Source organism: Vibrio mytili, assembly GCF_049563345.1.
GTDB classification, from domain to species: domain Bacteria; phylum Pseudomonadota; class Gammaproteobacteria; order Enterobacterales; family Vibrionaceae; genus Vibrio; species Vibrio mytili.
The window spans coordinates 644,380-658,196 of the sequence record NZ_CP110481.1; the positions used below are offsets into that span (position 1 = coordinate 644,380).

General features: G+C 44.9%; 12 protein-coding genes. 9 read left to right on the top strand and 3 right to left on the bottom strand.

Annotated features, from left to right (window positions below; genetic code table 11):
* Positions 1–75: 75 nt before the first annotated feature.
* Positions 76–960 carry an NAD(+) kinase gene (gene nadK, locus ONE56_RS02955; RefSeq protein WP_423840212.1) on the bottom strand — a complete coding sequence of 295 codons (885 nt, stop codon included), beginning with the start codon at positions 958–960 and terminating at the stop codon, positions 76–78.
* Positions 961–1,105: 145 nt separating this feature from the next.
* On the opposite strand from nadK, the gene grpE reads away from it, so the two are divergent.
* The 3 genes from grpE (at position 1,106) to dnaJ (ending at position 5,312) form a co-directional block, all read left to right on the top strand.
* Positions 1,106–1,702, top strand: coding sequence for a nucleotide exchange factor GrpE (grpE, locus tag ONE56_RS02960; protein WP_041155339.1), 597 nt, complete (start codon positions 1,106–1,108; stop codon positions 1,700–1,702).
* A 344-nt stretch (positions 1,703–2,046) separates the two neighbouring features.
* The gene (gene dnaK, locus ONE56_RS02965) at positions 2,047–3,960 is read left to right on the top strand and encodes a molecular chaperone DnaK (RefSeq protein WP_041155340.1); all 1,914 of its coding nucleotides are present in this window, start codon (positions 2,047–2,049) and stop codon (positions 3,958–3,960) included.
* A gap of 203 nt (positions 3,961–4,163) precedes the next feature.
* Positions 4,164–5,312, top strand: a complete 1,149-nt coding sequence (gene dnaJ, locus ONE56_RS02970; protein ID WP_331437856.1) for a molecular chaperone DnaJ — start codon at positions 4,164–4,166, stop codon at positions 5,310–5,312.
* Between the two features lie 103 nt (positions 5,313–5,415).
* Here the strand turns inward: dnaJ and ONE56_RS02975 are convergent, their stop codons facing one another.
* Positions 5,416–5,850 carry a type IV pilin protein gene (locus tag ONE56_RS02975; protein ID WP_041155341.1) on the bottom strand — a complete coding sequence of 145 codons (435 nt, stop codon included), beginning with the start codon at positions 5,848–5,850 and terminating at the stop codon, positions 5,416–5,418.
* A 103-nt stretch (positions 5,851–5,953) separates the two neighbouring features.
* Between ONE56_RS02975 and ONE56_RS02980 the strand changes: the two genes are divergently transcribed.
* The 6 genes from ONE56_RS02980 to tadA all read left to right on the top strand — a co-directional run bounded on the left by ONE56_RS02980 (position 5,954) and on the right by tadA (position 11,483).
* Complete coding sequence (locus ONE56_RS02980; protein ID WP_331437857.1) at positions 5,954–6,463, top strand: GspH/FimT family pseudopilin; 510 nt, start codon at positions 5,954–5,956, stop codon at positions 6,461–6,463.
* Positions 6,438–7,076, top strand: a complete 639-nt coding sequence (locus ONE56_RS02985) for a PilW family protein (RefSeq protein WP_423840213.1) — start codon at positions 6,438–6,440, stop codon at positions 7,074–7,076. The genes ONE56_RS02980 and ONE56_RS02985 overlap by 26 nt, the downstream gene beginning before the upstream one ends.
* Positions 7,076–8,422, top strand: a complete 1,347-nt coding sequence (locus tag ONE56_RS02990; protein ID WP_423840214.1) for a hypothetical protein — start codon at positions 7,076–7,078, stop codon at positions 8,420–8,422. Before ONE56_RS02985 ends, ONE56_RS02990 begins: the two co-directional genes overlap by 1 nt.
* Positions 8,412–8,822 carry a type IV pilus modification PilV family protein gene (locus tag ONE56_RS02995; RefSeq protein WP_423840215.1) on the top strand — a complete coding sequence of 137 codons (411 nt, stop codon included), beginning with the start codon at positions 8,412–8,414 and terminating at the stop codon, positions 8,820–8,822. Before ONE56_RS02990 ends, ONE56_RS02995 begins: the two co-directional genes overlap by 11 nt.
* A gap of 288 nt (positions 8,823–9,110) precedes the next feature.
* Entirely contained in the window at positions 9,111–10,670 is a 1,560-nt protein-coding gene (locus ONE56_RS03000; protein ID WP_041155346.1) for an AbgT family transporter, read from the top strand.
* Positions 10,671–10,949: 279 nt separating this feature from the next.
* Complete coding sequence (tadA, locus tag ONE56_RS03005) at positions 10,950–11,483, top strand: tRNA adenosine(34) deaminase TadA (RefSeq protein ID WP_041155347.1); 534 nt, start codon at positions 10,950–10,952, stop codon at positions 11,481–11,483.
* Positions 11,484–11,858: 375 nt separating this feature from the next.
* On the opposite strand, the gene mltF is transcribed toward tadA, so the two are convergent.
* Entirely contained in the window at positions 11,859–13,451 is a 1,593-nt protein-coding gene (gene mltF / locus ONE56_RS03010; RefSeq protein ID WP_041155348.1) for a membrane-bound lytic murein transglycosylase MltF, read from the bottom strand.
* Between the last annotated feature and the right edge of the window lie 366 nt (positions 13,452–13,817).

Genomic DNA, 13,817 nt, shown 5'->3' on the forward strand with positions numbered 1-13,817 from the left:
TGGAATCATAGAGACTCTTGGAAATGCTATGGATTATTCATTTGAAATGAAATGCGTTACAGAGAGCATCTAAGGTTAAAAAAGCTTACTTGACCACCCCAGTTTATTGCGCAAAACATGATAATAACTGTAGTCCTTGGGGTGGATAAGTTTGAGTACATTAGGGCTTTGATATATATGGATTTCATCACCAGGTGAGACGGGCAGTGACACTTGTCCATCACAACTCACTTCTTGCGTTCCGCGGTTATCCGGAGAAACGACCAGTTTAATACGACGTTTACTGTCAACCACCAGTGGTCGGCTGGATAGAGTGTGCGGGAACATTGGCACTAATGAAATGGCATTCAAACTTGGCGAGAGAATAGGGCCGCCACCTGAGAGCGAGTAAGCGGTGGAGCCTGTTGGAGTCGAGACGATCAATCCATCAGCACGTAGGGAGAACGCGAAGCTATTATCAATATAGACTTCAAACTCAATCATGTGGGCGATTTGACCTGGGTGTAAGACCGCTTCGTTTAGCGCTGCGTTATGACTTTTTATTTGGCCATGGCGGTGGACTTCGGCTTCCAGCAAAAATCGCTCTTCCTCAATATATTCACCGTCGAGTACTGCTTTTAGGGAGGCCTGAAAGTCATCTGGGCTTAAGTCGGTCAAAAAGCCTAGATTACCTCGGTTTACACCGATAACTGCGACGTCAAAGCGGGATAATATTCGGGCCGCACCAAGCATGTTGCCATCGCCACCAACGACAATCGCTAAATCTGCGTTTTTACCTAATTCAACTAAACTGGCAAATTGACTTGACGGAATATCGTCAAGAATTGCGGCGAGACGGTCGTCAATAAATACTTTGTAACCTTCAGCTGTTAGCCATTGGTAAAGCTCTTTATGAGTTTGAATTGCTTGTTGATCTCTTGGTTTACCAATAATCGCGATCACGTTACATGGATTTTTCATATCATTTCCGCATTAAAGAGGCTTGAATCAGGAATCTTCATCCCCATAATAATGGCAAGTCACCTAAATATGCGAATTTTTGTGTCGTTGACTCAGGCTACTCGCCGACAGTATTAACGGCACTGTGTTGAATTCTGGAGATATCATGAGCAACGAAGAAAATAAAGTTACTGAAGAAGAGCTAGATCAAATCATCGAAGAAGTTGAGAAAGTCGAAGCTGAAGCTCAAGAAGCCGAAGTGGAACTTGAGGAAATTGGTGATGAGAAAGACGCGAAGATTGCTCAGTTAGAAGCGGCATTGTTGTCTAGTGAAGCCAAAGTAAAAGAGCAGCAAGATTCGGTGCTACGTGCAAAAGCGGATGTTGAAAACATGCGTCGTCGTACCGAGCAAGAAATCGATAAAGCGCGTAAATACGCATTGAACAAGTTCGCTGAAGAACTGCTTCCAGTTATCGATAATCTTGAGCGCGCTATTCAAGCCGCAGACACAGAAAGTGAGGTTGTTAAGCCAATTCTTGAAGGGATAGAGCTAACCCACAAAACGTTCGTCGACGTTGTTGCTAAATTTGGCCTGAAAGAAATCAACCCAGAAGGCGAAGTATTTAATCCTGAACTTCACCAAGCAATGTCGATTCAAGAAAGCCCTGATCATGAGTCAAACACGGTGATGTTTGTCATGCAAAAAGGTTACGAACTGAACGGTCGCGTAGTGCGTCCTGCTATGGTTATGGTTGCTAAATAACCATAACGATTAAAAACAGGACCAATGCCCATTGCGAACGTAATGGGCATTTTTAATTTTTAGAGACGATGTCGGTTTGTGCCGCCGCGGTGTTCACCCGCGAAGGTGCGAACTAAAGATAGGTGTCGCGTTGCATTTTCCGTAAAAACTAAGGCAAGAAATAAGAAAAAAAACGGTTTTTTTTCATTCTGCCCTTGAAAAGCAATTTGCCGCCCCTATCTATGTGGCATAGAGAAGCAAACATTGATTATTTTTGTTTGTGAGCAAGGGTTGAAACCCGATTCTCCTCCCCCCACATTGGGGTTATAACCAAACGAAAATAGAATTTATTCGGAGATAGCCAGATGGGTAAAATCATTGGTATTGACTTAGGTACTACTAACTCATGTGTTGCAGTATTAGACGGCGACAAACCTCGTGTAATTGAAAACGCAGAGGGCGAACGTACTACTGCATCGGTTATTGCTTACACTGATGGTGAGACGCTAGTAGGTCAGCCTGCAAAACGTCAAGCAGTAACTAACCCTGAAAACACGCTATTTGCTATTAAGCGTCTAATCGGTCGTCGTTTTGAAGACGAAGAAGTTCAGCGTGACATCGAAATCATGCCTTACAAAATTGTTAAGGCTGACAACGGTGACGCTTGGGTAGAAGCAAAAGGCCAAAAAATGGCCGCTCCTCAGGTTTCTGCTGAAGTTCTTAAGAAAATGAAGAAAACGGCTGAAGACTTCCTAGGCGAAGAGGTAACTGGCGCAGTTATCACAGTACCTGCTTACTTTAACGATGCTCAGCGTCAAGCAACAAAAGATGCTGGCCGTATCGCAGGTTTAGAAGTTAAACGTATTATCAACGAACCAACAGCAGCAGCACTTGCTTACGGTCTTGATAAGAAAGGTGGTGACCGCACTATCGCAGTATACGACCTTGGTGGTGGTACATTCGATATTTCAATCATCGAAATCGATGAAGTTGAAGGCGAAAAAACGTTCGAAGTTCTAGCAACTAACGGTGATACTCACCTAGGTGGTGAAGACTTTGATAACCGTCTGATCAACTACTTGGTTGATGAGTTCAACAAAGAGCAAGGTATCAACCTTAAGAATGATCCACTTGCAATGCAGCGTGTGAAAGAAGCAGCAGAGAAAGCGAAAATCGAGCTTTCTTCTACTTCTCAAACTGACGTAAATCTACCTTACGTTACTGCAGATGCAACAGGTCCTAAGCACATGAACATTAAAGTGACTCGTGCGAAACTAGAATCTCTAGTTGAAGACCTAGTACAGCGCTCTCTTGAGCCACTGAAAGTAGCGTTAGCCGATGCGGATCTATCAGTAAACGACATCACTGACGTAATCCTTGTGGGTGGTCAGACTCGTATGCCGATGGTGCAAGCGAAAGTTGCTGAGTTCTTTGGTAAAGAAGCGCGCCGTGACGTAAACCCAGACGAAGCAGTAGCAATGGGTGCTGCAGTTCAAGGTGGTGTACTAGCCGGTGACGTGAAAGACGTACTGCTTCTAGACGTAACTCCACTGTCTCTAGGTATTGAGACAATGGGTGGCGTAATGACTAAATTGGTTGAGAAGAACACGACGATTCCAACCAAAGCAAACCAAGTTTTCTCTACAGCAGAGGACAACCAGAACGCGGTTACTATCCATGTTCTACAAGGTGAGCGTAAGCAAGCGATGTACAACAAGTCTCTAGGTCAATTCAACCTAGAAGGCATCCAGCCTGCGCCACGTGGTATGCCACAAATCGAGGTAACTTTCGACCTTGATGCGGATGGTATCTTACACGTATCTGCGAAAGATAAGCAGACGGGTAAAGAACAGAAGATCACGATCCAAGCATCTGGTGGCTTAAGCGATGAAGACATCGAGAAAATGGTTCAAGAAGCGGAAGCTAACAAAGAAGCGGACAAGAAGTTCGAAGAGCTAGCGACTGCACGTAACCAAGCTGACCAAATGATTCACGGTACTCGTAAGCAAGTAGAAGAAGCTGGTGAAGCTCTACCTGCCGAAGAGAAAGAGAAGATTGAAGCAGCTATCGCAGAGCTAGAAACCGCGCGTAAAGGCGAAGATAAAGAAGCTATCGATGCTAAAGTTCAAGCGCTAATGACCGCTTCTCAAAAACTGATGGAAATCGCTCAACAACAAGCTCAAGCGCAACAGGCACAAGGTGCTGACGCGGGTGCACAGTCTAAAGAAGACGATGTTGTCGATGCTGAGTTCGAAGAAGTAAAAGACGATAAGAAATAATCTTTCTTAACCAGATGGTAACCACACCATCTGGCGTCGATACGACTTCATTGTGCGGGCGTTTGGGGGAACTCTTACGCCCGCCTGTTTGTAAATAGCACCGTCTTTCTAGCTAAGCGCTTTTCTAAAAAAGCTTTTATCTAAAACGATATAAACACCAAGCGGCAAAGGCCGTTTGCAGTACTACATTGGTGACGAAGAACATGTCAAAACGTGATTTTTACGAAGTATTAGGCGTAAGCCGTGATGCCTCTGAGCGCGATATCAAAAAAGCGTACAAACGCTTAGCGATGAAATTCCATCCTGACCGCAATCAGGATGATGATTCTGCTTCAGATAAATTTAAAGAAGTAAAAGAAGCGTACGAAGTTCTGACCGATCCTCAGAAAAAAGCAGCGTACGATCAATACGGTCATGCCGCTTTTGAACAAGGTGGCGGCGGCTTCGGCGGTGGCGGCTTTGGTGGCGGCAGTGCTGATTTCGGCGACATTTTTGGTGATGTATTTGGTGATATCTTTGGCGGTGGCCGTCGTGGTGGCGGTGGTGGTCACCGAGCTCAGCGTGGTGCCGACTTACGTTACAATATGGATCTGTCGCTAGAAGAAGCAGTACGTGGCGTAACGAAAGAAATCGAAGTTCCGACCTTAGTTCACTGTGATACATGTGAAGGTAGCGGTGCGAAGAAAGGCTCTTCTGTTGAGACGTGTGGCACTTGTCACGGCCATGGTCAAGTACAGATGCGTCAAGGTTTCTTTGCTGTTCAGCAAACCTGTCCTACCTGTCATGGTAAAGGTAAGATCATTAAAGACCCATGTAATGAATGTCATGGTCAAGGTCGTAAGCAGAAAACCAAAACACTTAACGTTAAGATCCCAGCAGGGGTTGATACAGGTGATCGCATTCGTTTGTCTGGCGAAGGTGAAGCGGGAGAAATGGGCGCACCAGCGGGTGATCTCTACGTACAAGTACATGTGAGAGACCATCACATCTTTGAACGTGATGGCAACAACTTGTACTGTGAAGTGCCGGTTAGCTTTACAATGGCCGCATTAGGTGGTGAAGTTGAAGTCCCTACTCTCGATGGTCGAGTAAGCCTGAAGGTACCGACAGAAACGCAAACCGGTCGTATGTTCCGTATGCGTGGTAAAGGTGTCAAAGGTGTACGTGGCGGTGGTGTAGGCGATCTTATCGTTAAGCTTGTGGTAGAAACACCCGTCAATCTAAGCTCACGTCAGAAAGAGCTGCTGAAAGAATTTGAAGAGTCGTGTGGCGGTGAAGCTGCGAAGCATAAGCCGAAATCGGAAGGTTTCTTCAACGGCGTGAAAAAGTTCTTTGATGATCTGACTAGCTAATACCAGTCGTCATGCTATAAATATTTAAGAAACATTTAAGGCCTGCAGAAATGCAGGCCTTTTTATTACGGATATTTTTAGGTATATCGTGGCGTTAAGTCCTTTAATTCCAGCAACTGCTTGGGGCTTCAACATTGGTTGCAGTCAGTGTGAGGCTGGTTACTCCTGAAGGAAAACAGCTGTCATTATTTTGCCCAAGGTCGGACTTAGCCGTTGCCGTAATTGTGTAGGCGACACTGGCAGAACTGACAACCGAAAAGCTAAAACGGTCACTGTCTGAATCACATATGGTGCAGTTACCGCCAGAAACAATCTGACTCCAGTCGTACCCACCATCGTAAGACGTTTCTAGTTCCAATTGAATACGGCTGATATCGCTCAACGCTACCGTTCGATGTGATTTAAGAACATGGCTGGTATAAGAAGGATAGGCGATAGCTGCAATGATCCCAACAATGACCACCGCAATCAGTAATTCGATCAATGTCATCCCTCTTAATCTTCTGTTGTAGTTGTTACAGCGAGAAATTCGAATCATTACGAGTAGTTTCCTTTTTGCTTTTACCCCTATTTTTGGCAGGTGATAGCATCTGTGCAAGATGAATTACGGTCATCAGACTGTTTGCATAGGAATTTGGGAAATGCCTCGCGGGTTTACGTTATTAGAGCTGCTTATTACGGTATCGGTCATGAGTATTTTATTGGTCGTTGCAGCACCATCCTTTAAAAACATCATAGAAACCAACAAAATGCAGCGTCTGGCTGAAGAACTACATGGATTTATGATTCAAGCGAAATCAGAAGCGGTATTTCGCAATCAAGATTTATGGGCTCATATCGATGTAGCCAGTGACCCTGTTAACACAGGTGAGTGGTCAATAACACTGACCGACTCTAGTGTCTCTGGTGGCACTGCTATCTTAGTTCTGTCTGGCAAGCCTTTTCGTGATATTACCTTTGACCCTGATTATTCCTCCCAACAAATTAAATTTGATGGAGTTAGAGGCAAAGTAAAAAATGGCAGTATCGACTTCAACCCGCTTGGAATGACAAATAAAAAGCTTCGAATTAAAGGTTCTTACGGTGCCGCTAGGATAGTCGTTTGTGGAGAGCAGGGGGAAGTTTATGGCTATCCAGCATGTGGGGTTTAAACAAAAAGGAGGTTCCTTAATTGAGTTTATGATTGCCTCTCTATTGGGATTAATTGCATTAGGTATTGTGGGTAGTGTTTTTATTTCGGGAAAAAAGACGGCAGCAGAACGAGGCAAGGAACTTTTGCTATTACAAAACATGACCAGCGTTATGCAGCAAATGAAAGAAGATATGCAACGTGCTGGTTTTAATGGCGTTAGCGCAGGTAGTGTAACTCTATCTGGTGCCAGTTATGCTGTTTACACTCAGACTTCACCCGACATGTTGGGGTTTATTTATCGAACCATGTCTTCCGGGATGAGTACGTATCGCAGTACCGTATACCGCTATCAACCTGCATCTTCTGGGGCCAACTTACTTAAGATTTGTGAGAAATATCAATCATCACCGTTAACACCAGCATCAGCAGCCGTTTCTGGTCCTGGTGGTGTTTGCTTCAACTTATTCGATGAAAATCAAATTACTGTGGATCGCTTTACGGTATCGACGATTCATACGACGAGTAACTCGACCAGTAGCGCGTTTACGGTTATATCTATGGGAGCCTCATTACTTCATGATCCTAATGTTCGCCACACCATGGTCGTTAAATCTCAGCAAAGGAACTGGTGATGAAGATTGATAGACAGTACGGCGCGACCACATTGCTGGTGACCAGTATACTATTGATTGTGGCACTCCTTGTCACTTTAGGGTCCTATCGTTCGTTATTTTATCAGATTAAGCGAGCTCAAAACGAAGTAAGCGCACGTCAACAACACTGGGTTGCAGAAGGTGGGCTAGAGTGTATTTACAGTAAAGCTCTAACTAACAATGCTATTCCTACCTCTGCAAGTATTGGTGACTGCAATGTAAATGGTGACATCGAGTTTAGCTACACATCTTTAAGCGCACGTCTCAGAAAAATAACCTCAACATACGGGTATTCATCTATTGATAAAACCATCCAGCTACCGGGTACAGGAGCTTCTGGTGTAATGAAAGCAACTTCTAATCTCTATTTCGCAGGAGGAATGGCGATGAGGCCCGATCCCGGAGATAGCTTAGGAGGGGATGAATGGGGCTGTACGATGCTTCGTTACAGCAGTGAGTTTATCGTATTTGGGGCACTGCAAAATCAAGGGTTTGACGATGCTCACCTTCCATATCAAGGGTTTCCAGCAGGCCAAAACTGCAAAAATGAGTCGAGTGATAGTTATATAACTTCAACAAGTGGTAATTATGATACTCCTACTAACTTAAAGCAGGACTTTGTTTTCGATGACACACAAAAGCCGTTTGAAGACTTGTTTGATACCCCTAGAGAAGACTGGTTTGATGTTATGTCGTTTAATGGCTTCGTTAAAATTGCCAATGTGCCCTTAACAAATGGTAGTGGTGAAATGAACTATCAGCAATCGGCGCTTCCTGCACCAGAGATAGTAAGTAACTGCGGAACAAAGATTAAAAATGCTATTCAATCAGGTAATGACCTAATTTGGGTTTACGGTAGTTGCCACCTTGATGAGACTGACTTAACCAATATTGGTAACGCAATTACCCCGGCATCGGGAGCGTCACCGATTCCTAGTGGCGTTATATTAGTACTACATAATGGTTTGCTGTCTACGGCTGGGGCATTGGATTTTAAAGGGATGCTCTACCACTTTATTTCTAATGACAGTGCAGGTAACCCTGAGTTTATACCAGACGCAAGTTTGTGGAGCTCTCTAGACGCTGATCAAAAAACGCTACTCGATGGGGCAGTCGCTCCTGTAACAGGTATTGATACTGCAAATACAGCTTACTTTCAAAGGGGCACATTTTTCCCTTTGGGTGGCTATGTTATGGATGCCCCGGGAACTTATGCGGTGTACGACTCAAGTGTGAGTTTTAGTTATAACAGAGATGTAATTGAAACACCCTTAAGAAAGTTAAAAAAGCTGAAATGGAAGTCTGGGAGCTGGTATGCAAACTAAACAGATGGGCTATAGTCTTGTTGAGGTTCTGCTCTCTTTTTTACTTATCGGTATCGCATCACTAGGGTTACTTAAACTGCAAGTGAACGTGGAACAGAAAGCAGATTACGCTGCACACAGTGTGAAGGCGTTAAATTTAGCTGAGCAGAAACTCGAATGGTTCCGAACTCGCGGGGCATCTGCGGCATCGCCCGCTATGCCTGTTGCGGACTTCGACTCTATCGCGACCGGATCTTCTGCTGTTGGCGCTTACACGCTTCAGTGGCAGGTTCCCTCAGCAACCGTCTCCGGTTCATTAAAGGCGGTTACGGTCACTGCTAGTTGGGAAGATAGGCTCGGTGAGACGCAATCGATTCAATTAAAAACAATGATCTCACGTTTTAGTGAGTTTGATAATTAATAACCGTTGCACTTGCGCATATTTCGAGTGATCGCTTATTGAGACTGGGTTTGTGGCATGTTTGAGAATGTATATAGATGGTTTTTGAACTGTTAATACCGTTGATGTATTACTGTTTTTATTATGTTTAACTCAAGGTGCTTTTTTGCAAAATATGTCTCCAAATATGAAAATAATTCTAGAACCTTGTGCTTTGTAGTTGGTGGTTCTCTAGAATAGTTGGTTGAGAGTGGCCGTGATTATGATTTTAAAAAGGCCATAGCACCAACATCATTTTTTGGAGTTGCCATGAGTAATCAAGCAATCAATCAAGCACCATCATCGAAGCCGAGCGGGATGGATCGCTTTTTAAACTTTATCGAGCGTGCGGGTAACAAAATTCCTGATCCAGCGATTCTGTTTTTCTGGGCACTAGTTATCACTTGGGCTGCGTCCGCACTTTTGTCGAATGTTTCTTTCGACCTCCTAAACCCTCGAACAGGCGAAGCACTTACGATTACTAACCTTTTGACCGGCGAATCGCTTGCCAGTTTCTTAGCGAACATGGTGACCACGTTCACTGGATTTGCTCCTCTTGGTATCGTATTGGTTGCGATGTTAGGCGTGGGGGTTGCAGACTCTTCTGGCTTTATTACGACAGGTCTGAAGAAGATGCTCAGCTTTACACCAGCGAAACTTCTTACCCCTATGTTGATTCTGGTAGCTATTGTCTCGCACACGGCTGCAGATGCGGGTTATGTTTTGGTTATCCCGCTAGGTGGTATTATTTTCCATGCAGCAGGTCGTCATCCTCTAGCGGGTATCGCGGCGGCATTTGCTGGGGTTTCTGGTGGTTTCTCTGCAAACTTTATCCCTTCTGGTATCGATCCTTTACTTGCAGGTTTCACCCAAACTGCCGCACAAGTATTGGACCCTGAATATATTGTGAATCCACTAGCTAACATTTTCTTCACGGGTATCTCGTCAGTCATCATTGTCGCGATTGGTTGGTATGTTACCGAGAAAATTATCGAACCACGTTTAACGAGAATGCCTGTCGATGAAGATGCAGAAACGGCACCTGATTTGGGCTCGTTTACTGAGATTGAATCAAAGGCATTTCGCTATGCGGGTTGGGCAATGATGGCAGGGATTGCACTTCTTGTCGTGGCTCTTATTCCTGAGAATTCAGCGCTTCGTTCACCTGAAGGGGAGATCACGGCCTTCTCTGCACCGATCATGAAGTCTATCGTCCCATTGATCTTTATCTTGTTTATCATCCCTGGCTACGTGTACGGTAAAGTTTCTGGTACGTTTAAAACAAGCAATGACGTTATCAAAGCGATGGCGGATACCATGTCTACCATGGGTGCGTATATTGTGATGTCGTTCTTCTGTGCTCAGTTCCTGTCTGCATTTGCTCAATCAAACATCGGCACTATGTTGGCGCTATACGGTGCGGAAGGATTGAAAGCAATGAACTTGCCAGGCGAGGCGACCATCGTTGGTATGATTCTACTGACAGCGGCTGTGAATCTATTGATTGGTTCAGCATCTGCGAAGTGGGCGTTGATTGGTCCTATTTTGGTTCCAATGCTGATGGCTGTGGGTATTTCTCCTGAATTGTCTCAGGCGGCATACCGTGTTGGTGATTCAGTCTCGAACATCATCTCACCTCTAATGGTGTTCTTCCCTCTGGTTGTGGTTTACTGTCAGCGTTACGTGAAATCGACGGGTATTGGAACCTTAGCGTCTCTGATGATGCCATTTTCGATTGCGATGCTTATCGGCTGGTCAATCTTCCTAGTCGCCTACTGGATGATTGGTATCCCTCTTGGTATCCAAGCGCCTTACACTTATACGATGTAACCAGAACGTCCGGATATAACCGCACTTCATATACTAAAAAGCACTCGTTGAAAAACGGGTGCTTTCTTTTTAGTAAAAGAAAGCACCTAGGGTAAGTGCTGTAACTTAGGTGAAAAACGGTGGATTTTGTGTTTGCGGTTTTGGATTACAGATCGCTTCGCTTCTAGATTACGGAGGCGTTTACCGAGGGTCCCGTATTCCGTAATCCACTTCCACTTCCTGAGTTTGAAGGGTAACATTCACCGCATTAAACGATTTATCAAGATACTGGAGCCCACTTTGTCTGATCTTCAATTCACCGCCCAAGATGAACACTTTATGCGCCGAGCAATGACACTGGCTGAGCAGGCAGAGGCGGAAGGTGAAGTGCCGGTTGGCGCCGTGCTAGTCAAAGATGGGGAAATCATCGCAGAAGGTTGGAACCGTTCGATATGCGCTCACGATGCAACGGCTCATGCGGAGATTCAAACATTACGTAAAGCTGGGCAAGTCTTAGAAAACTACCGCTTATTGGACACCACGCTTTATGTGACATTAGAGCCTTGCCCGATGTGCGCAGGTGCGTTGTTACACAGTCGAGTTAAGCGCGTGGTCTACGGTGCACCCGATCTTAAGGCTGGTGCTGCGGGGACCGTTTTGAATTTGTTTGAAAGCCAAGCTGCTTATCACTATGCAATCGTAGAACAAGGGCTGCTAGAAGAAGAGTGCCGAGCTCAATTACAAGCGTTCTTTAAACGTCGGCGTAAAGAAATCAAAGCCAGAAAACAAGCTGAGAAAGCTTTGCAAAACGAGCAAACCCATCGGGACAAATAGAACCAACACAGCAAGCACCTCAGAGCAGCATACGAGAGCGCTACCTGTGTTCGATATTTTCGCTGCTTTTTGTCACAAGAGAGGGCCGACTTATTTGTGATCTTATTGGTTGACTAAATGAACGAAAACACGCCTACGAGCATTCATTTTCTTTTTTAAGTTCGCTAATTTGCGTTTTCGGCGTATTGCAGCGACGGTTTTACTTAAACGTTTTGACTGAACTCTACATCTTTTCATATTCGAAACCTTTTTGGTACAAGACGACGAACACACTCTCTTTAGCACACGCACTGTATCAAGCATACGTGTTTGCATGCATGTTCTTCGTTAATATGTTTACTAATGTTCTGGTCATTAGCAAAGTGAATCGTTGAGTTAGTCTATCGCGTCATCGGATGTTTCGTCCTGGTCGTCTGAGTCTTGTTCTGGGATAGATTGACTCGCCGAAGAGCTGGACCCTGTGATTGTTTCGATGGCCCCAGAGACTAGTTGCTCAGGGGCAAGAGGTGGGATGACTTTCAAGTCATCGGTGTCATCTTCTTCCGCTGGTTTTTGACTGACGTGACCAATAATGGATTGATAGTAGCGTCTGATGTTTTCCACGTAGTTGCGCGCTTCATCCCCGCGAGCATAGCCATAACGGGTTTGGCTGTAATAACGCTTTTGACGTAGTAGCGGTAATCTATCTTTCACATCAGCCCAAGCATCAGGGTCACCGCCTTGCGATTTGGTAAGGCGTCTTGCGTCCATCATATGGCCATAGCCAATGTTATAAGAAGCAAGGGCAAACCAAATTTTTTCATGTTCATTGATGGAGTCTGGCACCCGACCGACAATACGACGCAAGTACTCGACACCACCTCGAACGGATTGCTCTGGATCTAATCGGTTAGTCACGCCAACGCTTTTCGCAGTCGGCAACGTCAGCATCATCATCCCTCGGACACCTGTTGGAGACTTCGCTTTTGGTTTCCAATGAGATTCTTGATAAGCCAATGCAGCGATGAGGCGCCAGTCAAACTCTTCGCTGTATTTTTGAAACAGAGGAGACCACCTTGGTAGCTTGTCGTCCAGTGCACGAATAAAAGCACGAGTATCCACATAATCGAACGCTTCGACGTGACCAATATACTTCTCTTCCAGTAACGCTAAGTCCCCAGACTGTTTGATATTGCCAAAGAACTCGATAAGCATCGCATATAAACTCTCGTCCTCTGAGCGACGAGTAAACCAAGAAACAGGTTGATCTTCGGTTAGCTCAAACGCCAATGCCAAGTCGGGATAAAGCCGTTGAGCCAGCGACAATTCAACAGAGTCGGTGACCGTAAACCTTAACTCACCAGTAGAAACGCGTTTCAATAGGTCGCGAGTATCAGCATTACCTACAATTTCAAATTGCAAATCCGGGTGTTGTTCTTTCAATGCTGTCAACGTAGGGACATATTGGGATTGTTCGACGATCTGCAGCGTTTGTGCACCTGCGTTTGTCTCTTCGTCTGCAGCTTCATCTTTAGACGCTTGATATTGGATAAGCTGTTCCAGGCTTCGAGGCCTACGTTGTCCCTTTTTGTAAACGACTTGCTGGCTAACGTAGTAATAAGCTGGCCCAGGACGAAAGCGCTCGACTGCTTGCGAAGTCTGGTTCAGCCCGGTGGCGATAATATCGATATCACCTTTATTTAGTGCAGGGAATAGATCGGCTTGACGAAATGCTGGTTTGATCTCGAGTTTAACGCCTAGCTCTTCAGCGAATTGACGTGCCAACTCATAGTCCAACCCTGCTGGACCATCGGGACCAATGTAGTACGACAGTTGATTATTTAAAGTACCAACTCGAAGCACTCCACGTTCTTGGATTTGTTCGAATTCACTTTTGGGTGCCGACTCAATTTGGCAGGCAGAAAGGAGTAGCACAGAAGCGAAAAGTAGGGCGCTGCGCTTAAGTCGGTTGAACTGGCTGATTTGCATTAATAAATACTTCTTTGCATTAGATTGGTACTGCTCGATAAGTTTTCTATTTACCTTTATATCAAAGCGAGGCGATAGGGCAAAGTGAATCGGGTCGATAGAATGTCACATTGCGGGTTTTATCGACATTTTTGAACATATGTACCAAGGACGGTGAGCCAAACGAAAGCCACATTGCGATAGTAAGCCGTTTGTCATCTACTCTTACCGAGGTTGGGGTTTAGCGGTTATTTAGGGATAATTCAAATTTGAAGAAAAAAGTGACGCAAACGGTTGCTTTTGGTGTTACATCACAAAAACAAATACTATATAATGCGCTCGCAAAGGAGAGGTGGAATTGGCATAGGTTTGTGAATCTTCGGTAAT

Bases quoted from the DNA above. Each gene is read 5' to 3' on its own strand.
- nadK (WP_423840212.1), bottom strand. From the start codon at position 960: ATGAAAAATCCATGTAACGTGATCGCGATTATTGGTAAACCAAGAGAT.
- grpE (WP_041155339.1), top strand. From the start codon at position 1,106: ATGAGCAACGAAGAAAATAAAGTTACTGAAGAAGAGCTAGATCAAATC.
- dnaK (WP_041155340.1), top strand. From the start codon at position 2,047: ATGGGTAAAATCATTGGTATTGACTTAGGTACTACTAACTCATGTGTT.
- dnaJ (WP_331437856.1), top strand. From the start codon at position 4,164: ATGTCAAAACGTGATTTTTACGAAGTATTAGGCGTAAGCCGTGATGCC.
- ONE56_RS02975 (WP_041155341.1), bottom strand. From the start codon at position 5,850: ATGATTCGAATTTCTCGCTGTAACAACTACAACAGAAGATTAAGAGGG.
- ONE56_RS02980 (WP_331437857.1), top strand. From the start codon at position 5,954: ATGCCTCGCGGGTTTACGTTATTAGAGCTGCTTATTACGGTATCGGTC.
- ONE56_RS02985 (WP_423840213.1), top strand. From the start codon at position 6,438: ATGGCTATCCAGCATGTGGGGTTTAAACAAAAAGGAGGTTCCTTAATT.
- ONE56_RS02990 (WP_423840214.1), top strand. From the start codon at position 7,076: ATGAAGATTGATAGACAGTACGGCGCGACCACATTGCTGGTGACCAGT.
- ONE56_RS02995 (WP_423840215.1), top strand. From the start codon at position 8,412: ATGCAAACTAAACAGATGGGCTATAGTCTTGTTGAGGTTCTGCTCTCT.
- ONE56_RS03000 (WP_041155346.1), top strand. From the start codon at position 9,111: ATGAGTAATCAAGCAATCAATCAAGCACCATCATCGAAGCCGAGCGGG.
- mltF (WP_041155348.1), bottom strand. From the start codon at position 13,451: ATGCAAATCAGCCAGTTCAACCGACTTAAGCGCAGCGCCCTACTTTTC.